Genomic DNA, 24,422 nt, shown 5'->3' on the forward strand with positions numbered 1-24,422 from the left:
ATTACCTATGAAAAATACCGATCGCGAGATCATCTCACTTGACCGCGCCGCGATTCTTGCCGACGCGCGGCGCGAACTCGACATGCCGTCACGGCGCCTGTTCGGCAAGCGCCTGCTCACGCTCGGCGGTCTTTCGATGCTCACGGGCTGCACGCTCACCGACGACGCCTCGGTCAACACGTTCCTCACCGCCGTTTCGCGCCTGAACGATCGCGTGCAAGCGTGGCTGTTCGATCCTCGACAACTCGCGCCCACGTACACCGAAGCCCAGATCACGCGGCCATTTCCCTTCAACGCGTTCTATAGCGAAAGCGAGGCGCCCATCGTCGACGGCGGCGACTATCGGCTCGAGCTCAGCGGACTGGTCAAAGGCCAGCGCATCTGGCGGCTGCCCGAGTTGTACGCGCTTCCGCATGCGGAGCAGATCACGCGGCATATCTGCGTCGAAGGCTGGAGCGCAGTTGGCCGTTGGGGCGGCACGCCGTTCGGGCATTTCCTGCGTCGCGTGAATGCGGATCTCACCGCGAAATATGTGGGATTTCGTTGCGCCGACAACTACTACGAAAGCATCGACATGGCCACGGCGCTGCACCCGCAAACGCTGCTTGCCTTCGACTACGACGGCGAGCGTCTGCCTGCGAAATACGGCTATCCGATGAAACTGCGCATGCCGACGAAGCTCGGCTACAAAAACCCCAAGCACATTGTCGAGATATTCGTCACGAACACATATCCAGGCGGCTATTGGGTCGACCAGGGCTACAACTGGTTCGGCGGTTCGTGACGTTTGGATGCCGCTTCACGCGGCGGATTCGTCTTATGTTCGCCCGAACGCGGGCTTCGTTTTTTCCACCCAGCAAGGAGCAATGCAAATGAACACAATCGCAATCGCAGCCATCGCCATGTCGGCCGCACTCTTCAGCGCAGGCGCAAGCACTGCATTCGCGCAGGCGAGCGGCGCGATGTCGAACGACGCCATGCCGCAAGGCCAGATGAACAAGGACGGCATGGGAAAAAGTGCCATGTCGCATGAAACGAAAGGCAACAGTAGCGCAATGAGTCACGACTCGATGAACAAGCCGATGAAGCACGATGCAATGGGCATGGATCATCCGGCATCGGGCGCCATGGCCCATTGAGCAACCGTACGGCGCTCCCGGCGCAGCTTTGCGGCGGGAGCGTTTATTGCGCACTTTGCCGCCGTGGGCTCTCGAAAGCCAAATCCTGTTTCAATGGGGAACGAACGGTGGCGGCGTCGAACCGAAATATCTTGACTTTCCCCGCTTTCCAGCGTAACGTCGGCGCGCTAAAGTCTTCAAGAAGCGCGATTGCTGTTCATCATTCACCGCACGCTGCGGTACTCGTTGTCCTTTCCCTCCTTGATTCTTTTCCCCGCGCCCGTCTGGTGCGCATCTCTATATATGTTCATATTCAGGAGAAATCCATGGACACCGGTACCGTAAAGTGGTTTAACGACAGCAAGGGTTTTGGCTTTATCACGCCCGACGCAGGCGGCGACGATTTGTTCGCGCATTTCTCGGAAATTCGCGGCAGCGGCTTCAAGACCCTCGCGGAAGGCCAGAAGGTCAGCTACGAGACGAAGCGCGGCCCCAAGGGCATGCAGGCATCGAACATCACCCCGCTGTAAGTCATTTTCGCTCCGCCAGCCGCCATGACGGCGGCGGTGCCGATTCTCAGGAAACGCGAGCGTCCTCGCGGTTTCCAGCCAGGTATTAAATAGCTGGCGCCCCACCGACGACGCAAACGCACCCCGTTCCTCCGACCTCCGCAAAGGGGTCGGCTCCGTCTTTTTTAAAAAGACAAAGTGTGAATTCCTTTCGCCAGCATTACCGCGGTTACGCGGCCAGGCCCTCGGCGCACCGTCTTCCCGGCGGCTGTTTCTTCGAATCTCGCACTCACACGTCCCGGCAGTCGCGAAAGAACGTTCGATTCCGAATTTTAGCCTCGGGCTTTTCGGATCATTGGCGCGATAGGGCACCGCTCCGACGCGGATAGATAGACAACGACAGGCTGCGCCGCGTAGGCGAATCGAAGAGGAAGTGGGTGCGATCGACGTCCTCGTCCACAACGAGGACGTCAAGGCGCTTCTTGCGGCGCTGCCCGGGCGAAATCCTTCGGTCCCGTTGCGCCTCACCTCACACCGATTCCGTCAACACTTCACGAACTAGAAAGCGACGTTCTGGAACGCTGTCGTGAGCGCGGCCCAGTCGCTCCGGTCCTGATCGAGCCCGCCCGACTTCGCCCGCAATTCGTCGCGACGCGCCTCCACGGGCTGCAACTCCTCCAGCTGAACGTGCGCGATCACGTCGGTCACGCTCTGCATCAGGCTCGAGTAAAGCTGCGAGCAGGCCTCCTCGATCCACTGGCCGCGCTGCAACGCACGGTCCTGCTTCGTCTGGATGTCGCGCTCTTCGCCGTAATACTCGACTCCCACTTCCGCCAGCACGGCAACCACCTGAATCACGGGAGCGGCCTTGTTCGCCCAACTGCCGAGCGTCTTCGACCAGCGCCCCTTGAGCCCCGGAATCTTCAACTTGCGGCCGAACTCCAGCAGCGATTTCACATGGTCCTTGTTGACGCCCTTCATTCCTTGCAGCGCGGCGTCGAGTATCTTGTTGCCGAACTCGCTGCCGTTCGCGTCGTCCCCTTGCGGAAATTCGAGCCCGTCGGCCGCGAGCGCAGCGCCGATGCGCCCCTTGACGTTGTGCTTGAGCTCCTGCTGCAACCAGTTCTGGACGATCTCGCTCACCGCCTCGCCAACTTGCGTCAGCGCGGCGAGCACGGCGTCGCTCGTGCCGCCTTGTGCAATGGTGTCGCTGATCGTCGGGCGCCTCAGCATCAGCTCCGTGCGGATCTTGCTGGACGCCGCGTTCGTAAGCAACCGGTACTCGCGGGTAATATGCCCAATCTGCGCGTCTACCGCCTGCATGTCGCCCTGCGGCGGCGCCTCCCTGTCGATCGAAGCCGACACCGGCTGCAGCAGCGAACGCTCCAGCCCCGCGTACATCTGTTGCAAGAGCTGCTTCTGGCTGTCGTACTGCACGAGCCATTCGCGGAAGCGAAGCATGAAAACGTCGAAGCGCGAATGCTCGAGCAGCACGGCCTTGTTTTCGAGCCGGGCGCGGCAAGCCGACTTGACGTTCATGAGGATCGTCGGGACCGCGGCGAGGCTTGCCGTGTCAAATCCGCGCCGTTGCGCGTATGTCGTGAGCGTATGGGTGAAACGCGCCTGGATCGCTTCGATGCGCGCCGGATCGCCGTCTTCGTAGTTCAGGACGATGAAGAGGGGCCGCTTCTGCTCGAGCAAGTCGAAGATGCGCCCCATGATGTCGCTCGCATCCTGATCCTCCTGGCGCAGCACGAACACGATCAGGTCGGCGCGCTCGAGTTGCGCGAGGCTGATGGCCTCGTGCTCGATCGGCGCGTTGACACCGGGCGTGTCGAGCAGCACGTGGCCGTCCCATTCGTGGAAGTCCACCGTGTCCGTCGTGGGCACGTCGCCATGCCGCGCCACTTCGCGCCCGACCAAGGCGTTGATCAGCGTGCTCTTGCCCGCGTTATAGGCTCCGAACAGCATGATGTGAATCTTCTGTGCGTCGACTCGCGTCTGCCATTCGGCGATGATCGCCTCGGAGCCGGGAAGATACCGCGTGGCCAGGGGCGCGGCCTGGCCGAGCAACGACTTGTATTGTTCAAACGGATTCACGTGCAATGTCCTTTTTCAACTGGCTAAGTTCCCGCTCGCTGGCGGCGACGACGTCGTCGATCCGCTGGATCTCGTCCGTCACCTGCTTGACGCAGGTCCGGCAACGCTCGACCAGCTCGCCGACCACGCCCGGAAGGCGCTCGCGCAAATCCGCCGAGATCGCCGCGTAAAGGCGCTCGTAGCTCACGCCCACGGGAATGCGCAGACGCTCTGTCTCGACCAGATAGTCGCCGCCCTTTTCGCCGAGCAGCGCGCTCACCGCGCCGCCCACGAGCCCGCCGATGGCCTCGCCCGCCCCCACGCCGGCAATCGTCCCGGCGCCCGGAAACAGGACAGAGCCGATCAGACCGCCGAGAAACATGCCCCCCAGCCCCGCCGCCCCGGCCACGGCGCTCTTCTTCCAGCCTCCCCGCTTGACCTCGCATTCCTCGGTGACGTCGTCGAAGGCGCCATACTGCCCTTCCTTCATGGCGACCAGTGCGGCGCCCATCTCGTGCGCATATTCCTCCAGCTCGCGCGCAATGTGCTCTTCGACCACCTTGCGGACCAGCGCGGTCAGTTCGCGGTGCACGGCCGCCGTGTCACGCGTCTTCTTGTGGCGTTCGAGCAGATTGGCCAGTTCGCCGAGTACCTCGTCCAGCACGCCGCTTCTGATTTTCGGACCTGCGGCGTCCAGCGATTTCGACGCGTCCTCCGCATTCTTGCGCATGGTTTCGAGGTGCGGGCGGATCTGCACCTGCAGCGCCTGCACCACATCCTTTTCGAGGTGACTGAGCGCGAGCTCGGCCGCCTTGCGCTTCTTGATGCCCGTCGCGGCCTCCGCGATCACGATCAGCTCGTCGAAAAGACGCTGGAATCCCGCGCCCTCGAGCGCTTCGTCCGGCTCCGGACTTTTGCGGACCACTAGCGCCGAGACCGAAACCGGGCGGCGCACGAGGCCGTCGTCCATCCCGGACAGGCGCAGCTTGGCCTGCGCCCGTTCGAGCACGTCGCTTTCCTGCAACGTGCGGTTGTCCGCGGTCTTGTTCTTCAAGACTGCCACGATCTGCCCATCGAACTCATCTTCTTCCGACAAGTCGCTCTTCGTGATGACGGGAAGCAGCGGCTTGCTGCGCTTCAATTCTTCTCGCAGTTCGTCCAGCTCCTGGACCTGGCCCGGTGATGTCGAACTGGTGAGCCACAGGACACCGTCGGCGCTATCGGTGAAACTCTTCGTGAGCGCGCCGTTTTCGGCCGTGACCGAATGCAGGCCCGGCGTGTCGAGCAGAATGAGCTTCTCGCCGAGCCTGATACCTTGAATGCGCGCGGTGGCCTCCGTCGCCGCTTCGACGAACGGTTCATGGGTCTCGACGATCTCGCCGTTTTCGAAACAGAAATACTGGACGTGGCCGCCGTGCCGTTTGAATCGCTCGGCAAGGAAATTGCAAAATGAACTCTTGCCGGCGTTGACCTTGCCGAAAACAAGCAGGATGCCCTGGTCGCCAAACTGTTCGCTGAGACGCCGCATAGGCCCGCTGTTGTCCAGCGCGCGCGCCCACCCGGCGACGCACTCGCCGATCTGCTGACGCAGTTGCTGGATCTGGCCCGCGAGGGTGCTGCCCGCCTTGAGCCCCTTCACGCCATGCGGCCCGACGGCAAGTCTCGCCTCCAGTCTTTCCTTCCAGTCATTGAGCTCATCGACTCTGGCTTGCATGTCCCGCGTGACGAACTCGAATTGCTTCAACTTCTCGATGAAGCGCACTTCCGATGTCGTTTCTTTCATCTTCCCTTTCACTTCCTGGCCCCGCTCGCTATTCGATCAGGTGTGTCGGTCATGCGATCGGCGCTCACGATTGCGCGGCAACCGCTTCCTCCCCGCCGTGCGGCGCGGCAGCCCGCTCCGCCATCAACGAGCGAATCGCCTGCGCCGCCTGCTCCAGACGTTCGATTTCGTCCTTCAGGGCTTCCATCCCGGCCGTGTGCGCCTGCATCTCCGCCGTTTCCTGATACCGCTTGATGAACTTCCCCTCTGCATCGGTCGCCGAGCCGGATGAACACGCCTTGACGAACTCATCGATTTCGACGTCGGTGACCGTGAGGTGGTGCTTCTGAAAGAAGCTTTTCAGCATGACCGCCGACTCTCTTTGCGCAACGCGGCGCACGCCCTCTCGTCTCGCGGCCTCCACCTGGAGAGCGGACGACGACGTGCTGCTGGACGACGACGAATCGGACGGAGAAGGAATGGCGTCCGTCAGTTTCTGGATGCCGTCCGCGATGGATTCGAGCGCGGTTTCCGCCACCGATTCCAACATGCTGCCCAAACTGGAGAAAAAGCCCATGCTCAAACCTCCCGGATTTTTTCGTGAATGTCGGCTTGAATCTGGGCAAGCTCGCCCTTGAAAAGCGCCATCAGCCGGTTGCGCTCGGCCGAGAGCATCTTCAGGCGCCCGTAACGGTCGGCGCCGGCGGACGCCAGACGCGAGCGCAAGAGAATGCCCGTCATCTGCAGTTCGTCGGCCCGCGCGGCAAAAACCTGGCGGACCGCCGCGGCGATACGGTCCTTCAGCGCCAGCATGCCGCTCTTCTCGATCAACAGCTGCTTGCCGCCTTCGCATCCGCGCCTGTAGCGGACCGCCGAAACGGGCAGGATTTCCAGCGAAGCGGCCTGCTCCCTGATGACGCGCAGGATGTCCGCGAGCGTGTCTTCGCCCACTTCCTCGATCTGCGTGATGACCACCAGCGCCTTGCGCCGGGTATGCCCGGCATCGGCGGCAAGTTCGGCGAGCAGCGCCTTTTCACTGCCGTCGAGTTCCCCTTCGCGCGCCGAATGGACGAAGAGCCGGATGTCCGCCTCCTCCCAGCTCCCGCGCAGGGCGCGGCGATCGTCCTCGGTCTGGACGTCGGCGTCGAGTCCCGGTGCGTCGAGCCAGCGCACGCCCGCCTGGTCGAACGCATCCAGTTCCGTGGTCTGCCGCGCGTCGGAAACCGCGAACACGCCCTGACCGATCAACGCGTTCAGCAGCGTGCTCTTGCCGTGATTGAACTTCCCCAAAACCGTCACGACCGGCAACTTGCCGGCATCTGCGAGCTGTTCGAGGCGCGCGGCGTCCGCCGCGCGTTCCGGCAGCAGCTCTGAAATCACTGTCAAGTCCATGGATTCAGCGTAATGAATAACGAAAGAAGAGACGCGTCGCGGCGTCCCGCCCGGATTGAATCCGCATCAGGATCGGCTGCCGCCCGGAAACGGCCATGCCGCCGCAGGATTGAGCGCCGGCTTCGGAGCCGGCGCCGCCGAACGTGCGTCCTCCGCAACGGGCGCCGCCTTTGTCGCACGCTTCGCCGCCGGCCTGGATTCCCCAGTCCTGCGAGCTGCGCCGTCAGGCGCCGTTCGCTTCGCGGCAACGGCCTTCTTTGGCGCCGCTTTCTTCGCAACGGGGCGCACCGGCGCAGGACCCGGCGCCTCGTCCTTCAGGTTCGAAGCGTCGGCCTTGCCTTGATAACCGAACACCTGTTCCGGGGTAAAGCCGTGATGCCGGATGTGGGAGCGCACGGCGTCGAGCGTCTGCTGCACCTCCTGCAGACGCGACTTCAGGGAAGCCGTCGGGCTGCCCCCGGTGGACTCGTTCTTTTTTCGTACCGACACGTTTTCATGCTCCACGTTGCTTTGCAATTTGCCTCGCTTGCGTGCGCGGCTCCACTGTCTCCACGATCACCGCACGCCAACCCAGCCATCCAGAGACGCTACCTCCGATGAACGGGGACCCTCACGAAGCCTGCGATGGATATCGGAGATGCCGGAGCAGTCGTCTTGCCCGGCCGCATCGCGCAGCGGGCCGGCGATGTCGCGGTCCGGATCAGGCATGGGCAAGCAGTGGCCCGGGAAGAAGTCCGTGTCGGCATTAACGGCCGGTAGCGCGCTTTCTTGAGCGCTTCACGCGGCACACTCCAGGCATTTCGCTCAATTCATGCGCGCCGCATCGTTGAGCGCGTCGCGCCGCACCTTTTCGATGTATTTACCGAGCGCCACCGTGGACAGAACGCCGACGGCGAAGGTGATCGCGAATGCGGCAAGGCTCTCGAGCGGCGAGTTATTGTTCATCATGATGCATCGACTCCGTAGCGGTTGAACTGCCGGTCGAACAGGCCTTCTGCAAAGGCGCTGTCCGGTACCGGACTTCACTGTAGCGACTCATCCGGACAAATCATGTCCCGATGAACATCGTGGCGCCGACGCCCGTTGCGTCTCCCTCTGCCCTATGCGCCCGCGACTGGCGCAGCCGTGTGCAGCGGGTCCGATTGACGCCGGACTGACGCCGGACTGACGCCGGATCGACGCCGCTCCCGAAGCGCGGTGAAACGCGCGGTGCAGGCCATCGCAACGCGCTTCACGCATCGGCGAGACGCTGCGCCAACGCTTGCGCCGCGGCATCGGCAATCACGACCTCCACGTGCAGCCTCGCCCGCGTCAGGCCGACGAACAACAGGTTCGGCCACAATCCGTCCGAGGGATCGAAGTCCACCTCCGTGAGCACGATCGCCGGGGCCGACTGGCCCTTGAACCGGCGCACGGTTTCGATGGTCAGGTCGCCTTCCGTGTAAAGGGGCTCCCCAAGGTCGTCGTAATCGCCCGTGAATTTCCTCAGCGTCCATACGGCCAGCGTGTCCTGCGCCAGCAGTTCCGAATGCGCCCTCCCGCGCCAGCAAAGCACGACAATGTCCTGCAGCGCGTAGCCCGATCCCAGGCACCGGCGAACCGCATCGGCCGTCGCATCCGCAACGCGCTTCCCCGAAGCGCTGCCGTAGGTCGTGAACGCCGGCTGCGTGCCGGCAAACGGCGCACACGGCGCAACCGGCTCGTCGGTCAGCCGCAGCAGGTTGATCGACTCGGCGACCCGGCGCGGACTCCGAAAATTTTCGCGGGCCGTAATCACGACGGCATCGCCGATTTCGATCTGCGCGCGATCGGGATAGACGCATTGCTCGGGGTCTTCGAGCAGATAGATCCGCCCTTCCTCGCGCACGCGCGAAATCAGCGCCTGCACCCACGCCGCCTGCATGTCCTGCAGTTCGTCGATCACGAGTACATCGAGATCCGGCGCGGCGCGCGCCTGCTCCTCCAGATAGCGTGTGGCGAGCGCTTCGAAGTCCGGCTCGACACGCGGCCGACTCGCGGTCTTCCAGCAAAGCTGATGGAAGCTGCTGACCTCGACGCCCGACGGCGCGAACGTGCGCATTTGATCGGCAAGCGGTCGATTGAAGCAGACGTAAGAGGCCGCCTTTTGCGCGACACACGCCTGACGCAACAGCGTGAGCGCCAACTGGGTCTTGCCGGAACCCGCCGTGGCGCGCACATGGACGACGCCGCTCGCCACGGCGATGCGCGGAACCCATCGCGCCAGTCCGCCGGAAATCTCGCTGACACGCCTCTGGAGCGTGCCCGCCAGCGCCGAAACGTCGGGCTGGACGCGCACGCGGTCGAGCAGGAACGCGCGCACGCGCTCCCGCCGCGCATCGGGCCGGCCGGCCCCGAGCCGGCGCTGCACAAAGCCTGCGAGATCCAGGCAGTCGTCGGCGTCCGCGATGCGTTCGCGCGGATAGTCGATCGTCCCCTCGCCGCCCACCCGATAGTGCGGCAACACGAGGCAATGCAGCAGACGCACGTCGAGACCTTCAGACTTCAAGCGCTTCAGGATCGAGCGGAACTGCCAGCCCGCCTGCTGCCCGACGTCCTTGCGCTGCGCACCGTATTGCTTGAACAAGCCGTCGCCGGTCGCCTCGATTTCGCCGGCCTTCACCTCGAGCACCGCGACGTCGCCCGCGCTGTTCACGACCACGATATCAAGCTCGCCGTGACTGTCGCGATGCGGTTCCGCGTTCGCCCAGTCGACGCGATGGAACAATTCGTAGCTCTCGGGAAGGCCCTTCGCGAGCTGCGCGAGCACGTCGAGTTCGACCTGCTCGCCCGCGGACGTCGGATCAATTTCTGAAATGGGAGGATGAACTGTCGCCATGACTGTTTCGATGGAAGCTGCACGCGGGGCATTTGTACCATCAATCGGCGAGGCTTGGCGCTCGTTTCAGGGACCGCCGCGAATGACCGAACGCACGCGTGCCGGCTATGGACATTACCTCTGCTTTTAACGGTGCAGATCGGCGAAACTTGAATGTGTCGCGCCACTTCGCGCAGCAGACGGGGCGGTCGTGCCTCGCCGCCGCTCACGTCGATGACATCGCGCTGCCATATTTCTGCCGCAGTTCCTTGCAAGACTCGCATTGACCCGTCCGGTGGCCGGCAACGCCTCCCGGGGTCGTTCAGCCTCGTCCATTCCCCTGATTTGCGTCAAATAACCGGACGCCCTGATTGCTATCGTCGGACAGCAATTCCCGTGCTGCGAGACGTAAGCGGCTCCCAACGCTGAAACTGATCGGTGCTCCTCATGCGAAAAACCGAAGCGCTCACCGCAATGGGGCAGCATGGTCTGCTGCTTCCCGCCCGCATCAAGGCCGCGCTCGCGGCGAACGACCGGTTGAAGGTCTATCTCAGCGTCCTGCAATGCGCCGTCACGCACGCCGGTCAGCCTGAAAACGATTTCCTCCGGCTCGATGCCGAGCTCGCGGCCGCGGGCGTCGACCTGCCATGGCTGCGCGACATGCCGTCGTCGGCCCAGTTGCTCGACGGGGACGTTGTCCTGCAGGAATGCGAACGTCTGGTAGCCGCGCTCGCGCAGGATCTCCAGATCATGTGCAAGCCGCTGGATGCCACCGGCCCCGGCGACGACGCACTGCGCGAGCGGGCCGAACGATGGCAGACATGGTTCGCAAGCTTCCGCGGCCAGCGCCTGACACCGACGCAGGTGAACAAGTTCGTCAGCGGCGACCGCACCGCCGACGGCGACAGCCTTCATGTGCTCGTCATGGACCTGCATCGGCGGATCAACCAGCTGGCGAACGAAATTTCGAGCGAAGAAATCGACGGCGCGCACGTCTGGCATCTCGAAGCGGAGGACCGCCCGCGCGTGGCCGCGTTCATGCGCGGTCTCAATCGCACGGCGCCGTTGAGGTTCGATCATCCGGGGCTCGACACCGCGGCGACGAGAGACGGCCAGCGGCTCATCCTTCAAAACGACATCGGCGAAAACGACGTCCACGTGCTCGTCCTCCACGTCGAAGGCCGGGCAATCACGCTGTCGTATTCCGATCTGCATTCCGGGCGCTTCGACTTCTTCAAGACGCTGCTCGCGCCGCTCGGGATGCAGTGGGAGGAAATCGCGTCGCGCGCCAATGCCGCGCTGAACGCCGGAAAGCCTTACACGTTCGGAACCGGACGGCTCGCATGCGGCGACGATGCGCAGCTCGACGCCGCGCTCGAGACGATAGGCGCCAACATCGTTTTCCTGATCGACTGGAACCGCGCGCGCAAACGCCTTTTGCCGTTCGTGAGCAAGCGCGCGGCGATTGCGGTCCTGCTCGACGCCGCCCGCGCCGAATGCGGGCACATGGCGTGGCTGAAAGCCGGCGCCGAAACGCTGATCTACGCGGCGATGCAGGCGGCGGGCGGCGGCGCCTTCCGGATCGGCGACCGCCTCGACGCGATACTCGGCGAAGCGGACGCGAAGGCGTTCCTGCTCGAAACGATGGAAACGGCCTGCCGCACGCAGCGCCAGGGGCAGCCCATCGCGCTCGTCGCCGACGAGACACGTCTTCTGATCGGCAAACGCGTGCGGCAGCACACGAGCGGGTTCGATCTGCTCGACGAGCACGCGGGATATTGCCACGCGCTCGCGCAAAGCATCTGCGACGGTCTCATGCTCGACGCGCTCGGCATACCGGGGGCGGCACGCGACCTGGCGGCGCGCGCGAAGCTCTGGGAGCGGCAGGCCGACCATCTCGTGATGCGGGCGCGCGATCAGGCCTCGCGCCAGCCGCAGTGGGAACCGTTCGGGCAACTGGTCGAGCTGTCCGACGACATCGCCGACGCCCTTGAAGAAGCCGCTTTCCTGATGAGCCTGATCGCCGACGGTCACATGCAGGGCTGGAATCGCGACGTGCACGAGTCCGTGAGCCGCCTAGCCGACGCCGTGCTGTACGCCACGCAGGAACACGTCAAGGCGCTTGCCATCGCACGCTCGCTATCGGCGACCAGCGACGCGAGCGATAGCGACGCGTTCCTCGCCGCCTCGTGGAACGTGCTGCGCTCGGAGCGCGAATGCGACGAGCTTCTGCGTACGGGGCGCCGCGCGATCCTCGGCGCCATCAGCGATGCGCCGGCCCTGATGCTCGCCAACGATCTCGCCTGCGCGCTCGAGCTCGCGTCGGATCGCCTGCTCGTCGCGGGATACGCACTGCGCGCTGTCGCGTTCGGCCGAACGGAGGCAAAAGCATGAGCACCCAACGAGAAGACGCCGCGTCGGCGCTGCCCGACCATCTCTACCTGATCGGCTGCGACGCCGGTTCGCCGCAGCGCCCGCTGCCCGCCGACGTATCGGCGCAGATGCTGGGATTCAAGGCGTTCAACCTGCTGAAGATGGCGGCGCTCGGGCTGCGCGTGCCGCCCGCTTTCGTGCTCGGCACGCCTTATTGCGGCAGCGACGAGATGCGGGCGCGCGCGACCGGCGCAAGCGTCTGGCGCGCCGGGATATCCAGGCTCGAACGCGCCACGGGACGGCGCTTCGGCGATCCGCGCGTGCCGCTGTTCGTCTCGGTGCGATCGGGCGCGCCGGTGTCGATGCCGGGGATGATGGACACGCTGCTCAACATCGGCCTGTGCGAGCGCACGCTAGGCGGGCTGCTGCGCCAGACCGGCAATCCGCGGCTCGCCTGGGACACCTATCGACGTTTGATACGGGCTTGGGGTGAACTCGTTTCGGGCGTGCCCGAGCATGCATTCGACGAGGAATACAAACGCATCGCCGGCTCGCGTGACGAGCGCTCGCTCGATTTCACGGAACTGCGTACGCTCGCGCATCGTTACCTCGCCGTGCATGAAAGCGAAACCGGCAAGCCGTTTCCGCAAGATCCCGCGGCGCAACTCGAAGCGGCCATCTCGCAGGTGCTCGCGAGCTGGCATTCGGACCGGGCGTGCGAGTACCGGCGCCAGTTCGGACTCGACGACACGCCGGGAACGGCCGTCACGGTTCAGACGATGGTATTCGGCAACGCGGGCGGCCGCTCGGGGGCCGGCGTCGCGTTCACGCGCAGTCCGCTCGACGGCGAGCCGGCCCTCTGGGCCGATTTTCTTTTCAACGCACAAGGCGAGGACGTGGTGTCGGGCCGGCGCGTCGCGCGAGGGCACGAAACGCTCGCCCAGGCACTGCCGCCGGTCTGGACGGCGCTCCGCGACAGCGCCGCCGCGCTCGAACGCGCGCTCGGCGATATGCAGGACATCGAATTCACCGTGCAGGACGGCCAGCTCTACCTGCTGCAGACGCGCGCCGGAAAGCGGTCGGCGCGAGCGGCGGCGCGCATTGCGCTCGACATGCTCGACGAAGGGCTCATTACGGCCAACGTCGCGAGGGAGCGCACGGCGTCGCTCGATCTGGCGAGCCTCGTGACGGTTCGCCTCGCAAACGAAGACGGCCAGACGGCGACGCCTCTCGCCCACGCGGCAAGCGGAAACGTCGGCGTGACGAGCGGCGAGATCGCCCTCGATACGAAGCGCGCAATCGAACGAGGCGCGCAAGGCGCTGTCGTGCTGCTGAGGCAGGACGCCGATACGGCGGACATCGCAGCGTTGCAGGCTTCGACAGGCCTGCTGACGAGAAACGGCACGCGCACCGCGCATGCAGCCGTCGTCGCGCGGCAGATGGGCAAGGTGTGCCTCGTAGGCTGCCCCGATCTCGTCATCGACGAGGTCGCGCGCAGCGTCAGATTCGGCGACACCACGCTGCGCGAGGGCGATCCGGTCACGCTCGACGGCGACACCGGCGCCGTATATGCGGGCGCGATGCAAACCGTCACCGAACCGCTGGTGGATTTGCAGCAACGGCTGCTGCGGCTAAGGAGCCAGTGACGAGTTCCGTCCTCCCGGTACGTCGGGCCGGGAGGACGCGAGAGCGCTCGCACGCCCGAACCATTGCCGGGATCGCGGCGCCGCGACTTCAACGCCTGATGCGGGCACGCCTGTGCTCATCCGGTGCGAGTGCATCGTCGCCTGCGAGCCAATCGCATCGCAACAGATTCCATGCAGCACCGCGGCTGCCAATCCAGTCCGCTCGCATCGGCAACCCCGTTGTACAGGGCGCCCCTCCTCGGGATTCAAAGCCCGGTATCGCTGTGCCAGACCGCCGACGGCATCGGCAAGCCTTTAAAAAGCGGCGCAGCCGACGTCACGAGATCGCGCGACTGCGCCCGATCGAGCCGCCAGAGCAATTGCCGTAAATGCTGTCCCGAATGCCACGCGGTTCTTTCGAGAAACTGCCGGTTGGTTTGCCGATCGTAGTAGACGTCGGCCAGATCGTCCCACGGATAGGCCGCGAGATGCGCGTCGAACCAGGCCGACACGCGCCCGATCACATCGGCGCCGTACGCGGCCAGTCCTTCGCGCGTCGCGATATCGGGCAGCGGCAGACGCGCGTACGATTCGAATACGACAGGTTGCCCATTGTCGTGTTCGAGAAATACTTCCGCTACGCTGAACACGTGATAAGCCAGATCGGAAAACGACCGTTTGCCATCGGGAATTTCCTCGCCCAGCATGATCGCGTCGAATAGCAGAACGGCCTCGCGTGCCCGTTCGAGAATACGAACGAGCCGCGCTGCGAGCACGTCGGTGGTCAGCGAAACGCGCGCTTCGAACTCGATCCCGCAAAGCCTCGCAACGTCCGCAAGCGCCTGGCCGTCCACCCAGTCATCGCCTTTCGCGACGATCGGCACGCGCCGGACGCCGAGCGCGCCGAGATCCGACACGGCGGTTGGATCGGTCTGAATATTGCGCGAGCGATACGCGACGCCATGCTGGCTCAGGTATTCCTTGACGCGCAGACAACTGCTGCAGCCCGGCGCCCAATAAACGGTCACGTCGGAGCCCGTTTGCGTTTCCATATCATTCACCTTTCGCGGCGCGAACGGCCTGCACGATGTCCGCCGTTGCGCGCCGCGCCTGCTGTGAATATCACCGAACCCGGTCGATCGACTCATCCGGTCGCATCGACTGAACCGTTCGCGTCAGCTCTCCACTTCGAACCAGAGATCGGAGATATCGCCCTTGCGTTGCGGCGCGAAGTGGGTCATGACCCGTGTGCCGACCGCGAGGCGCGCGGCAGCCGCCTTTGGATCGGACAGATCGACGCCGCGAAAGAATCCGCCCAGCGCGGTATCGGCGCCGTCGAGCCGCACATAGCCAAACGCATAGGGCGGGTCCGGCAGATGCTTGAACGATTCGTAGACGATCGTGAACGTCTCGATCACGCCGCCTGGCCCGACCTCGACCCACTCGGCCGTCGGTTCGAGCGTCTGATCCGAAAACGCGCGCGGCGGCACCAGCACGCGCCCCGATTGCGGACAGCGCCGCCCGTACAGCTTGCCGTGATCGCGCAATTGCACGTAAAACCAGCTCGCGGTTTCGCCGAGCGCGTGCTGATAGGTGATGTTCCAGGTCTCCGTGCGTGTCAGCAGTTCCATCGTCCGTACTCCTATATTGATTCGAATGTCATGCTTCGACAACCGCGGTGCCGAAGAATTGATGATCGCCGCCGTTGCCGCTCGCGATGCCGATCCGCGCGCCCTTTACCTGATGCTCGCCGGCGCGCCCCCAGACTTGCAGCGCCGCCTCGGCCACGCGCACCATCGCCGTCACCGCAATCGCGTTGGCGCACAGCGTGCCGCCCGACGGATTGACCGGCAACGCGCCGCCGAGCGAAAACGCGCCCTCGCGCAGCGGCCCCGGCGCTTTGCCGACCGGCGCGAGCCCGGCGGCCTCGATCGCGTGCAGTTCCGTGTTGCTGAACGGCGCGTAGAGTTCCGCGACGTGAACCTGCGACACAGGATGCGTGATTCCCGCCATGCGATAGGCGCGCGCGAACGAATCGGCCAATGCGTGCGCGTTCGCGTGATCGGCCACCTGGCCGCGGCCCATCCGGTCGCCGATGTAGTAGCTCTCGGAGCAGTTGCCGATGCCGGTGATCCACACGGCGTCGAGATGGTTGTCGCGAATGTAGTCCTCCGAAGCAAGAATCAGCGCGCAGCCGCCGCTCGACTGCGGACACGCGTCGAACAGCTTGATCGGCCACGCGATGTAGCGCGACGCCATGACTTCCTCGATCGTCGTGGGCTTGCGCAAATGCGCGTTCGGATTGAGCGCGGCGTGCGCGCGGTTCTTCACCGTCACGCGCGCGAAATCCTCTTCGGTCGCGCCGTAAAGGTGCATGTAGCGAACCGCCGACATTGCCAGCATCGAGATCGTCCCGAGCGGCAAAGCGCGTTCGTAGGTCGGGTCCCAGATCTTGTTGAGAACGGTCTGCGAATCGCCGCATTCGCCGACCTTGTCCGCGCCCGCCGTCAACACGACGTCGCACGCGCCCGACGCGATGTGCTGATGCGCGGCCGCAACGCACGAAATACCCGTCGAGCCGCCGGTATTGATCCGCATGAACGGCTTGTAGCGCGCGCCCACCGGATCGACGCCGAGGCGCTCCGCGTTGCCGATGCCGAGCAGCGCATCGGGCGCGAGCGAATAGACGACGCCGTCGATCGCGTCGAATTCGAGCTGCGCGTCGTGCATCGCGAGCGTCACCGCCTCGCGCACGAGTTCCGGATAGCTCGCGTCCGCACGGCCCGCCTTGAACGCCGACTGGCCGATGCCGATAATTCCCACCCTGCGGCCGCTCATTGCGTACCTCCCGCGTGATCCGATTCCATCACCACCACCGTGTTGTATTGCATCGCGAAGCCGCTTGCGCCGTGCCCGATCGCACGCCGCACGCTCGCCAGTTGATGCGCGCCGGCCCGCCCGCGCACCTGCTGCGCCGCTTCCGCGATACGCATCAGGCCGCTGCAGAACACGGGGTTGAACGACGTCGCGCCGCCGGACAGATTCAGCGGAATGCGCGCGAGCGGGCCCTCTGTCGCGCTCGCGCGCCGATAGACGCCGAGCGCTTCGCCGGCAAGAATCTGCTGATACGGCGTCGCGTCCATCAGTTCCGCGAGATCGATCTCGCTTGCGGCGTCGGTGAGCCCTGCCTCGCCGCACGCGCGCGCGATGGCTGCATCGAGCGACGGCAGCTTCGCGAGATCGCGATCGCCGAGAAAGCCCGGTTCCGCTGCCCATCCGAGCCCCTTGATCCACGCGACGTCGTGCCTTTGGCGCCCGGCGATGAAATCCGCATCTGCGATGACGAGCGCGACTGCGCCGGCGGCGGGCGGCGCGACCATCGAACGCGTGAGCGGCCAGCTAATCATTTCGTCATTGCCGATCCACGCCTTCTCGCGCGCGCCGGACGCGCGATCGGGATACGCAAGACCGCCCTGCACGCGATTCTTCGCGGCGAGCGCGACGGCGCTGTCGCGCAGCGCACCCGTGGGGTCCATCGCCACGGCCTGCAGCGCGTATGACGTGGTGTCGTCGAGCGGCAGCGAGCGATGAAAATAAGGATCGGTGCCGAGATGCTGCGCCTCGCTCAGCGACTCGACTTCGAGCGGGCTCCACGACATCACGAGCTGCGTGCGGTATTGGCCGGACGCGACGCGCAGCGCGCCGAGCACGAACGCGTGCTCGGACGACGACGGCGTCGAGACGATATCGCGCGTCACGCCGCCGACCGAACCCGACGCCGCCATGATCGCAATGGCGCGGCCGTCCAGTTGATCGCACGACGCAATCGAGATGCCGTCGATATCGGCGAACGACAGTTGCGCGTCGGCCAGCGCGCGGCGCGCGAGGCCATACAGCATTTCTTCGAGGGATTCGTGCGGCGGGCCGCCTGGCGCCGCGAACGCGCAGCCTGTTACGCCGCCATACTTCGATCTGCTCATCTTAGGTCGTCTCCTTCCAGGGGTTTGTATGCAGCGGATGCGTTTACCCGAACGGTGCACGCGCATGCATCCGCTTCCTGTGCGAAAGCTCAGCCTCGAAGTTAAAGGCGGCGATTGATAACGTATAGCGATATAAAGTTATCTAAACCGATCGGCAGCACGAATCGTTCGCTACGCGCCAATCGATCAATAAGCATCCGAAAATACGCACCCATATCGCGACGCTTTCCCGTACGCTCGATCCTCAGTCAATGACAATTCGAACGGAGGACGAAACAGATGGCCAAGGAAGCATGGCACCGCTGGGGACAGGACGACGAAGCCGGCGCATTGCGCGCAATCGATCCGCGAAAGGTGCGCGACGCCGCGCGGCTCGTGACGAGCGGCCGCGTCATCACGCTTGCGCAGCCCATATCGGAGCGCACGCCCGTTCCACACGGGCGCAGCGCCGTGATGCACTTCATGAACCGCGACGGCGGCGATTATGCGGCGGGCGGCAAGCGTCCAGGCGGCTTTCAGTTCGCAGAGGACACGATCGTCATGCCCGCCCACCTCGGCACGCATCTCGACGCGCTCTGTCACGTCTGGTACGACGATGAACTCTACAACGGCTTTTCGTCGAACTCGATTCGCAGTACGGTCGGCGCGAGCCGCTGCGGAATCGAAAAACTCCCGCCGATCGCGACGCGCGGTCTCCTGTTCGACGTGATGCGCCATCGCGGCGCGCCGCTGAATGCGGGCGAATTCATCGGACTCGACGAATTGCAGACGATCGCCGCGTGCGCGAACGTCAAACCGGAACCCGGCGACGTCGTGCTGCTTCGTACCGGCTGGTTCGAGACGCACGGCTCGCAAGCCGATTACTTCGAGGGCGAGCCGGGTCTCGCGCTCGACGCCGCGATCTGGCTTGCGGAATCCGGCGTCGCAGTGATCGGTGCCGACAACTATGCGATCGAAGCGATCCCCTTTCCGCAAGGCACCGTGTTTCCCGTCCACCAGCGCGTGATTCGCGATTACGGCGTACTGCTGCTCGAAGGACTCGTTCTCGACGAACTCGCCGCCGCCGGCCAAACCGCGTTCTTCTTCACCGCCGCCGCGTTGCCGATCGTCGGCGGCACTGCGAGCCCGCTCAGCCCGATGGCGATTCTTTGACTTGCGCGATTCCCCGCACCGCGGCGCTCAACGCTCGCCGCGGCACGCGCGCATCAGCGCGTCGAGATCGGGCAGCGCCTCTATCCCGAACACCAGATCGGCGACACGTTGCGCGCCCGCAGACGACAGACGCAACGCTGCGTTTGCATCGAATTTCGCGCGCAACTCCGCTTCCGTCATCGGATGCGCGACGCTGCCGCGGGCCGACGCCTCGACGTGTTCCAGCACTCGCCCCTCGACGGTCCGCACGATCACCCAACCCTTGTAGGTGCGGCTGTCGGGAGCAGTCTCATCGACGCGAAAATCGATTTTGTCGGCGAGCGCGAGAATGCGCGGATCGCGCAAGCTCGCTTCGCGATAGCCACACGCATCGAGACGCCCAAGCACCAGCGCCTCGGCCAGTGAATACTGCAAGCTCGTGCGAGCCTGCGCGTCGCTCTGTGGCCGGCGCTTTTGCGCGACCGGCTCGCAAACGACCCCGATCATGTAATCCGCGATCGGGCAGACGATCCGCTCCACGTCTTCCGCTTTCAGTCCGGCGCGATGGAGCGCGAGGACCGCATCGAGAAACGGATGGATCACATGCCCGCACGGATACGGCTTGAAGGCGATCTGCTCCGATTCCCAACGCTCGCCGAGCCCTTCGGTGATTCGCGCGAACGCGAACGGCGCGCCGCCCGCGCGCGTATGCGTGCTGAACACGCCGGCATGACCCTCGATTACGGTGGCGGGCCCGGTGAAGCCGCGCTTCGCGAGCGCAGCCGCCGTGATGCCGCCGTGCGCACCCCATCCCGGATGCAGCAGTTGCGCCCACGCACCGTCCGCCCAGCTCTCGATGATGCCCGACGCGAAGCTCCCCGCAATCCCCGCGGCATGGGCGATCCGCCGCGCGTCGAGCCCGTAGAGCCGCCCTGCCGCGAACGCCGCCGCAAGCGGGCCGACCACCGCCGTCGGTTGGAAGCCCGCCGCATGAAAACGCCGGACGGCCGCCAGCCCGATGCGGCACGCCAGTTCGCTGCCCGCGAGCAGCGCGGTCAGAAACGCACGGCCCGACGCGTGCGTTGCCTGCGCCACCGCCAATGCGGTCGCGACGATCACGCTATCCGGGTGAATAATCGTTTCGTTATGCGTATCGTCGAAGATCAGCGCATGAAACAGCGTGCCGTTCGCCAGCGCGGCCCATGGAGTTCCCGCGCGGCCACCCCCGAGCACGTCCGCCGGGCCGTCCGCGCCATCGTCGAGATCGTCGAGCGCCGCGCTCACCGATTGCGCGGCGGGCAGCGCCGTGGCCGCGAGTCCGCCGCCGAGCGTGTCGAGCAGACGCCAGCGCGCGGCATCGCGCAATGCCGGCGGAAAATCCTCGAACTGAACCGCCGCCGCCCATTGCGCGCAGCGCTGACTGACCGTCGACGGAAACGGCGCGGGCGACGAGGCAGCGCCGTTTCGCTCGGCGTCGGCACCCGCTTCGGCAAGCGCGTCAGAAGTGATTGACTTCATCTTTCAGGCTCCCCCAGATCCGCGCATGAATGTCCTGATACTCCGGCGCCGCGGCAAGCTCGGCGGGCGGCAGGCGCGGCCGCGGCAGATCGACGGGGATGATCGACTTCACGCGCCCGGGCCGGTTCGTGAACACAATCACGATGTCCGAAAGGAAGATCGCTTCATGTAGATCGTGCGTGACGAACAGCACCGTCTTGCGCGAACTCTCCCAGACCGAGAGGAACAACTCCTGAAGCTTGAGCCGCGTCTGACTGTCGAGCGCACCGAACGGCTCGTCCATCAGCAGAATGTCGGGATCGGTCGCGAACGTTCGCGCGACGGCAACGCGCTGCCGCATGCCATGCGACAACTCGTGCCGATAGTGATTCTCGAACTGCGCGAGACCGACGCGCCTCAGCCATTCGCGCGCGACCTCGCGATGATTCGGCACGCCGCGGACTTCGAGCCCGAACGAAACGTTCTGCAACGCGGTACGCCACGGCATCATCCCGTCGCGCGCGAACATGTAGCCGACGTCGTGACGAATTCCCGACACCTTCTGGCCACCCACGGACACTGTTCCCGACGACGGTTCGAGCAGCCCGGACACCGCGTTCAGCATCGTCGACTTGCCGCAGCCGGACGGCCCGACAATCGTGACGATCGACCCGAGCGGCACGTCGAGCGTGACGCCCTGCGCAGCCGTGACGGGCTCGCGGCCCTCCGGCTCGAAACGGATATCGACGTTCTGGATGCGTATTTGCGGTTCGGTCAGCACTGTGCTCATCGTGAATTCCTCGATCAAGATTGCGGGGCCGTGGCAAGCGGGCCATTACCTTCGAGCAGGCGCGCGAGCGGGCCCACGCCGGCCAGCGCATCGAGCTGCGCGAGCGCGGCCAGCGCATCGTCGCGAGCCGCGCCGTCGAGCACACCCGCCGCGCACGCGCGGAACTTCGCGTGGATTTCGGTCTCGCCCAGACGGCGTCCCGATCCGCCTGGCGGCACCTCGCGCCGCTCGGTCACCGTGGTGCCGTCGCTCAGCCGTATGTCGACGGCGGCCGGAAATTCGCCGTTGTCGGGCAAGCTGTCGTCGATCCGGATCTCGAACGCCTGCATCAGGCGAACGAGCATTGGATCGTGCAACGCCTCGGCGGAAAACTCGTCGGGCGTCAGGCGGCCGAATCGCAGCGCCGCGGCCACGCAAAAACGCAGATTGACTCTCGCCTGATTCGGCGTAGACGGCGGCTCCTCGCGCAGCGTCATTGCATTCCACGGATGCACGCGGCACACGACGTGTTCGACCTGCGCGGGAGCGATGCCGCGCGCGCCGCGCAATGCGAGTGCGGCGTCGACGGCTGCGTGCGTGGGTGCGCCGCACGGCCACGGCTTGAAAATGATTCCCGAATCGACGAGTTCGAACGGCGCACCGAGCGCCGGCATCTCGAACGGCATGTCGGCGAAGACGCTGACGAGCCCATAGCGGCCGTCGAGTCCCGCCGCGTCGGCGTCGAAGCCGCGCTGCGCGAGCAGCGTCGCCTCGATTGCATCCCGCGCCGTCCAGCCCGCATGCAACGCCATCGTCATCGTCCCGAAGTGCTGCCGCAGGCCGCCTGCCGCAGACGTCGCGATTCCGAGCGCATTGACCGTCGCCGCCTCGCCGAGGCCCGCGAGCCGGCAGCAGGCTGCCGTCGTGCCGAGCACGCCGAGCACGCGCGTAACGTGCCAGCCCTGCTCGTAAATCCGCGGATTGAGCGCACGGCCTAGCGAAACGCCGACCTCGAACCCCGCGCAATAGGCGTACAGCAGATCGCGTCCGCTCGCGCCGCACGCCTGCGCGAGCGCGAACAGCGCCGAGACGAGCGGCGCACTCGGATGCGCGATCATCGGCGCGCTGTTGTCGTCGAAGAGATCTGCATGCGCGGACGTTCCGTTCACGAATGCCGCCCGCGCGAGCGACGCGCGGCTGCGCATTCCGACGAGCGACGCGACCTCGCGACCGGCACTCGATGCATCGAGCGAGGCGACGATCCGCGGCGCCGCGCGGCGCGAGCCGATCAACGTGACGGCGAGCGTATCGGCGAATGCGAGCCGCGCGGTGGCGAGTCCCGCTTCGGGCATGCGTTCGACTGCGTCGCCGCATACCCACTGCGCGATCCGTTGAAGCGCCGTCGCGCCGGCAACGTGTGGTGCGTTCATGCGATCTGATGCGCGAAAGTCGTCGCGCCTCCAAAGGCCGCCCGGCAGTTGTCGAGCAACACGCGCAATTCGGGCAGCAACCCCGAACGCGAGCCGCCCGCGACGTGCGGCGTCAGTATCACGTTGTCGAGCGCGCAGAAGCGATCAGTCGCGGCGCGCGGCTCGAACGCATGAACGTCGAGCCCAGCCCCCGCGATCCGTTTCGCGGCCAGCGCTTCGTACAGCGCATCCTCGTCGACGAGACCGCCCCGACTCGTGTTGACGAAGTATGCATGCGGCCGCATTGATTCGAACTGCGAACGACTCATCATTGCGCGGTTCTCCGGCAGATTGGCCGCATGCAGCGAAACGAAATCGGCCCGCGTGAGCAGACCTTCGAGCGTGTCATACGTCGCGCCGATCGCGGCCTCGCCTGCGGCGTCGAGCGGCTTGCGCCTGGTATAGATCACGTTCATTCCGAATGCGCGCGCCAGCCGGACGACGAGCGTGCCGACCTCGCCCAGACCGATGACGCCCAGTGTCTTGCCATGCAATCCGCTCAGGCCATCGAGACCGATCCAGTTATAGGCGACGCCATCGACGCCGGGCGAAGCGGGCACGTCCGCGCACCGCACCAGCCGGTCGCATTGCGTGACCTTCTTGCCGAGCGCAAGCATTAGCAGCAACGCATGCTCGGCCGTGAACGCCAGCGTGCGGCGCGGCAGGCACGACACCGCCACGCCGCGGCGCTTCGCGGCGTCGAGATCGATTCCCTCCGCACGCTCGCCGAGCCGTTGAATCAGCTTCAGCCGCGTGCATCCGTCGATCTGGTCGGCGCGCATCTCGCCGCGCCGGAACACGACGACGTCGGGATCGAACTCACGCGGATCGACGCCGCCGCCGGATTCGATGCGTATCCCGTCGGCGCGCGTGATACCGCGCGACGCTTCGACGAGCGGCGCGAAATCCGGCGTTTCGGGTGCGAAATACGCGCGAAGCCATTGCGCGTCGGCTTCGTTGGCAAGCACGGCGCGCGCGATGCGCACGACGTGGTCGTCGTCGAGAAAGAGTATGGTGCCGGTCGCCATCGTCATGCGCTCGTCGTCGAAGGTTTCCACGACAGCAGACGCGATTCGATCGTGCGCATGACGATCGCGAAGACCCATGCGACGAACGACAGCGCGATCAGTCCCGCGAACACGCCCGCCGTGTTGAAATTGCCGGCGTTGTGCGCGATCACGAAGCCGAGGCCCTCATTCGACGACAGGATCTCCGCGACGATCACGCCGAGCAGCGAATAGGTCAACCCGAGATTCAGGCCCGCGAAAATCCACGGCAGGGCGGACGGCAGCGTCACCTTGAACAGCATGTCCTTGCGCGACGCGCCCATCAGCAGCGCGATCGTCCGGATATCGTTGTCGACGTTCTTCGCACCGTTCAACGTATTCACGAGCAGAATGAAGTAGACGAGCGTGAACGCCGTAATTACCTTCGCCGCGAGCCCGATTCCGAACCACAGAATGATGAGCGGCGCGATGGCGACGCGCGGCATGCTGTTCACCACGACGATCAGCGGCGCGAGCACCATGTCCCAGAACGGCGAACGCGCGAGCAGCAGCCCGCTCGCGATCCCTAGCACGGCCGAGATCACGAACGCGATCAGCGCCTCGAATACCGTGATGCCGATATCGGACACCAGCGTCCCGCTCGATGCCTGCGACCAAAGCTCTTTCGCGACCAGCACGGGGCTGCTGATCCAGAACGGATCGACGAGGCCGCCGCTCACGAGCGCCTGCCAGATCACGAGCACCGCGACGATCAGCAGCGTGCGTGCGATCACGACCCGCCTCGCCATCCGGTTGCGGCTGCGACTATACGTGCGCGCGCGGCGCGGCGGCACGGCCGTCAACGTCTGTTGTTCCGCTTTTCGGCTCATCATCGT

At 65.2% G+C, this 24,422-nt stretch carries 22 protein-coding genes; 6 read left to right on the forward strand and 16 right to left on the reverse strand.

Going from position 1 to position 24,422, the window contains the following annotated elements; translation table 11 throughout:
- Positions 1-7: 7 nt before the first annotated feature.
- The 3 genes from BLU17_RS14950 to BLU17_RS14960 all read left to right on the forward strand — a co-directional run bounded on the left by BLU17_RS14950 (position 8) and on the right by BLU17_RS14960 (position 1,648).
- Complete coding sequence (locus tag BLU17_RS14950) at positions 8-784, forward strand: molybdopterin-dependent oxidoreductase (RefSeq protein WP_091997743.1); 777 nt, start codon at positions 8-10, stop codon at positions 782-784.
- Positions 785-872: 88 nt separating this feature from the next.
- Positions 873-1,139 carry a hypothetical protein gene (locus BLU17_RS14955; RefSeq protein ID WP_091997744.1) on the forward strand — a complete coding sequence of 89 codons (267 nt, stop codon included), beginning with the start codon at positions 873-875 and terminating at the stop codon, positions 1,137-1,139.
- Between the two features lie 305 nt (positions 1,140-1,444).
- The gene (locus BLU17_RS14960) at positions 1,445-1,648 is read left to right on the forward strand and encodes a cold-shock protein (protein ID WP_091997746.1); all 204 of its coding nucleotides are present in this window, start codon (positions 1,445-1,447) and stop codon (positions 1,646-1,648) included.
- Between the two features lie 537 nt (positions 1,649-2,185).
- Here the strand turns inward: BLU17_RS14960 and BLU17_RS14965 are convergent.
- From BLU17_RS14965 to BLU17_RS14990, 7 genes are all read right to left on the reverse strand, one after another.
- Positions 2,186-3,727 carry a GTPase gene (locus BLU17_RS14965; RefSeq protein ID WP_143189258.1) on the reverse strand — a complete coding sequence of 514 codons (1,542 nt, stop codon included), beginning with the start codon at positions 3,725-3,727 and terminating at the stop codon, positions 2,186-2,188.
- The gene (locus BLU17_RS14970; RefSeq protein ID WP_091997749.1) at positions 3,714-5,489 is read right to left on the reverse strand and encodes a GTPase; all 1,776 of its coding nucleotides are present in this window, start codon (positions 5,487-5,489) and stop codon (positions 3,714-3,716) included. Before BLU17_RS14970 ends, BLU17_RS14965 begins: the two co-directional genes overlap by 14 nt.
- A 64-nt stretch (positions 5,490-5,553) precedes the next feature.
- Complete coding sequence (locus tag BLU17_RS14975; protein ID WP_091997750.1) at positions 5,554-6,045, reverse strand: hypothetical protein; 492 nt, start codon at positions 6,043-6,045, stop codon at positions 5,554-5,556.
- Positions 6,046-6,047: 2 nt separating this feature from the next.
- Entirely contained in the window at positions 6,048-6,848 is an 801-nt protein-coding gene (locus tag BLU17_RS14980; protein ID WP_176929098.1) for a GTPase, read from the reverse strand.
- A 78-nt stretch (positions 6,849-6,926) separates the two neighbouring features.
- Positions 6,927-7,349, reverse strand: coding sequence for a hypothetical protein (locus BLU17_RS14985; RefSeq protein WP_143189259.1), 423 nt, complete (start codon positions 7,347-7,349; stop codon positions 6,927-6,929).
- 315 nt (positions 7,350-7,664) lie between these two features.
- The gene (locus tag BLU17_RS33160) at positions 7,665-7,808 is read right to left on the reverse strand and encodes a hypothetical protein (RefSeq protein ID WP_176929099.1); all 144 of its coding nucleotides are present in this window, start codon (positions 7,806-7,808) and stop codon (positions 7,665-7,667) included.
- Between the two features lie 283 nt (positions 7,809-8,091).
- Positions 8,092-9,717 carry an AAA family ATPase gene (locus BLU17_RS14990; RefSeq protein WP_091997756.1) on the reverse strand — a complete coding sequence of 542 codons (1,626 nt, stop codon included), beginning with the start codon at positions 9,715-9,717 and terminating at the stop codon, positions 8,092-8,094.
- Between the two features lie 426 nt (positions 9,718-10,143).
- Between BLU17_RS14990 and BLU17_RS14995 the strand changes: the two genes are divergently transcribed.
- Positions 10,144-12,090 carry a phosphate transport regulator gene (locus BLU17_RS14995; RefSeq protein WP_091997758.1) on the forward strand — a complete coding sequence of 649 codons (1,947 nt, stop codon included), beginning with the start codon at positions 10,144-10,146 and terminating at the stop codon, positions 12,088-12,090.
- Positions 12,087-13,715 (forward strand): PEP/pyruvate-binding domain-containing protein, encoded by a 1,629-nt coding sequence (locus BLU17_RS15000; protein ID WP_091997759.1) that lies wholly within the window; start codon positions 12,087-12,089, stop codon positions 13,713-13,715. Before BLU17_RS14995 ends, BLU17_RS15000 begins: the two co-directional genes overlap by 4 nt.
- A 245-nt stretch (positions 13,716-13,960) precedes the next feature.
- Here BLU17_RS15000 and BLU17_RS15005 read toward each other — a convergent pair whose 3' ends face one another.
- From BLU17_RS15005 to BLU17_RS33165, 4 genes are all read right to left on the reverse strand, one after another.
- Positions 13,961-14,746 (reverse strand): glutaredoxin domain-containing protein, encoded by a 786-nt coding sequence (locus tag BLU17_RS15005; RefSeq protein ID WP_176929100.1) that lies wholly within the window; start codon positions 14,744-14,746, stop codon positions 13,961-13,963.
- A 123-nt stretch (positions 14,747-14,869) separates the two neighbouring features.
- Positions 14,870-15,325, reverse strand: a complete 456-nt coding sequence (locus BLU17_RS15010; RefSeq protein ID WP_091997762.1) for a Zn-ribbon domain-containing OB-fold protein — start codon at positions 15,323-15,325, stop codon at positions 14,870-14,872.
- 28 nt (positions 15,326-15,353) lie between these two features.
- Positions 15,354-16,532: a thiolase family protein gene (locus BLU17_RS15015; protein WP_176929101.1), complete on the reverse strand. Its 1,179-nt coding sequence runs from the start codon at positions 16,530-16,532 to the stop codon at positions 15,354-15,356.
- Positions 16,529-17,674, reverse strand: a complete 1,146-nt coding sequence (locus BLU17_RS33165; protein WP_176929102.1) for a thiolase C-terminal domain-containing protein — start codon at positions 17,672-17,674, stop codon at positions 16,529-16,531. The genes BLU17_RS15015 and BLU17_RS33165 overlap by 4 nt, the downstream gene beginning before the upstream one ends.
- Before the next feature lie 279 nt (positions 17,675-17,953).
- Here BLU17_RS33165 and BLU17_RS15020 point away from each other — a divergent pair, with 279 nt between their 5' ends.
- The gene (locus BLU17_RS15020; RefSeq protein WP_091997766.1) at positions 17,954-18,826 is read left to right on the forward strand and encodes a cyclase family protein; all 873 of its coding nucleotides are present in this window, start codon (positions 17,954-17,956) and stop codon (positions 18,824-18,826) included.
- A gap of 27 nt (positions 18,827-18,853) precedes the next feature.
- Here the strand turns inward: BLU17_RS15020 and BLU17_RS15025 are convergent, their stop codons facing one another.
- Genes BLU17_RS15025 through BLU17_RS15045 form a run of 5 tightly spaced genes read right to left on the reverse strand, consistent with a single transcriptional unit; the run spans position 18,854 to position 24,419 of the window.
- Positions 18,854-20,323, reverse strand: coding sequence for an MmgE/PrpD family protein (locus BLU17_RS15025; RefSeq protein ID WP_091997768.1), 1,470 nt, complete (start codon positions 20,321-20,323; stop codon positions 18,854-18,856).
- Positions 20,304-21,092, reverse strand: a complete 789-nt coding sequence (locus tag BLU17_RS15030; RefSeq protein ID WP_091997916.1) for an ABC transporter ATP-binding protein — start codon at positions 21,090-21,092, stop codon at positions 20,304-20,306. Before BLU17_RS15030 ends, BLU17_RS15025 begins: the two co-directional genes overlap by 20 nt.
- A 14-nt stretch (positions 21,093-21,106) precedes the next feature.
- On the reverse strand, positions 21,107-22,501 hold the full coding sequence (locus BLU17_RS15035; RefSeq protein ID WP_091997770.1) for an MmgE/PrpD family protein: 1,395 nt from the start codon (positions 22,499-22,501) through the stop codon (positions 21,107-21,109).
- Positions 22,498-23,598, reverse strand: coding sequence for a 2-hydroxyacid dehydrogenase (locus BLU17_RS15040; RefSeq protein ID WP_176929103.1), 1,101 nt, complete (start codon positions 23,596-23,598; stop codon positions 22,498-22,500). Before BLU17_RS15040 ends, BLU17_RS15035 begins: the two co-directional genes overlap by 4 nt.
- Positions 23,571-24,419 carry an ABC transporter permease gene (locus tag BLU17_RS15045; protein WP_091997773.1) on the reverse strand — a complete coding sequence of 283 codons (849 nt, stop codon included), beginning with the start codon at positions 24,417-24,419 and terminating at the stop codon, positions 23,571-23,573. The genes BLU17_RS15040 and BLU17_RS15045 overlap by 28 nt, the downstream gene beginning before the upstream one ends.
- Between the last annotated feature and the right edge of the window lie 3 nt (positions 24,420-24,422).

The sequence above is a fragment of the Paraburkholderia lycopersici genome (genome assembly GCF_900096975.1).
Classification (GTDB): Bacteria; Pseudomonadota; Gammaproteobacteria; order Burkholderiales; family Burkholderiaceae; genus Paraburkholderia; species Paraburkholderia lycopersici.

What these genes read in the sequence shown, in the direction of transcription:
- BLU17_RS14960 (WP_091997746.1), top strand. Translation starts at nt 1,445, where the DNA reads ATGGACACCGGTACCGTAAAGTGGTTTAACGACAGCAAGGGTTTTGGC.
- BLU17_RS15015 (WP_176929101.1), bottom strand. Translation starts at nt 16,532, where the DNA reads ATGAGCGGCCGCAGGGTGGGAATTATCGGCATCGGCCAGTCGGCGTTC.
- BLU17_RS14955 (WP_091997744.1), top strand. Translation starts at nt 873, where the DNA reads ATGAACACAATCGCAATCGCAGCCATCGCCATGTCGGCCGCACTCTTC.
- BLU17_RS14995 (WP_091997758.1), top strand. Translation starts at nt 10,144, where the DNA reads ATGCGAAAAACCGAAGCGCTCACCGCAATGGGGCAGCATGGTCTGCTG.
- BLU17_RS33160 (WP_176929099.1), bottom strand. Translation starts at nt 7,808, where the DNA reads ATGATGAACAATAACTCGCCGCTCGAGAGCCTTGCCGCATTCGCGATC.
- BLU17_RS15000 (WP_091997759.1), top strand. Translation starts at nt 12,087, where the DNA reads ATGAGCACCCAACGAGAAGACGCCGCGTCGGCGCTGCCCGACCATCTC.
- BLU17_RS33165 (WP_176929102.1), bottom strand. Translation starts at nt 17,674, where the DNA reads ATGAGCAGATCGAAGTATGGCGGCGTAACAGGCTGCGCGTTCGCGGCG.
- BLU17_RS15030 (WP_091997916.1), bottom strand. Translation starts at nt 21,092, where the DNA reads ATGAGCACAGTGCTGACCGAACCGCAAATACGCATCCAGAACGTCGAT.
- BLU17_RS15020 (WP_091997766.1), top strand. Translation starts at nt 17,954, where the DNA reads ATGGCCAAGGAAGCATGGCACCGCTGGGGACAGGACGACGAAGCCGGC.
- BLU17_RS15010 (WP_091997762.1), bottom strand. Translation starts at nt 15,325, where the DNA reads ATGGAACTGCTGACACGCACGGAGACCTGGAACATCACCTATCAGCAC.
- BLU17_RS15045 (WP_091997773.1), bottom strand. Translation starts at nt 24,419, where the DNA reads ATGATGAGCCGAAAAGCGGAACAACAGACGTTGACGGCCGTGCCGCCG.
- BLU17_RS15005 (WP_176929100.1), bottom strand. Translation starts at nt 14,746, where the DNA reads ATGGAAACGCAAACGGGCTCCGACGTGACCGTTTATTGGGCGCCGGGC.
- BLU17_RS14950 (WP_091997743.1), top strand. Translation starts at nt 8, where the DNA reads ATGAAAAATACCGATCGCGAGATCATCTCACTTGACCGCGCCGCGATT.
- BLU17_RS14990 (WP_091997756.1), bottom strand. Translation starts at nt 9,717, where the DNA reads ATGGCGACAGTTCATCCTCCCATTTCAGAAATTGATCCGACGTCCGCG.
- BLU17_RS14970 (WP_091997749.1), bottom strand. Translation starts at nt 5,489, where the DNA reads ATGAAAGAAACGACATCGGAAGTGCGCTTCATCGAGAAGTTGAAGCAA.
- BLU17_RS15035 (WP_091997770.1), bottom strand. Translation starts at nt 22,501, where the DNA reads ATGAACGCACCACACGTTGCCGGCGCGACGGCGCTTCAACGGATCGCG.
- BLU17_RS14975 (WP_091997750.1), bottom strand. Translation starts at nt 6,045, where the DNA reads ATGGGCTTTTTCTCCAGTTTGGGCAGCATGTTGGAATCGGTGGCGGAA.
- BLU17_RS15025 (WP_091997768.1), bottom strand. Translation starts at nt 20,323, where the DNA reads ATGAAGTCAATCACTTCTGACGCGCTTGCCGAAGCGGGTGCCGACGCC.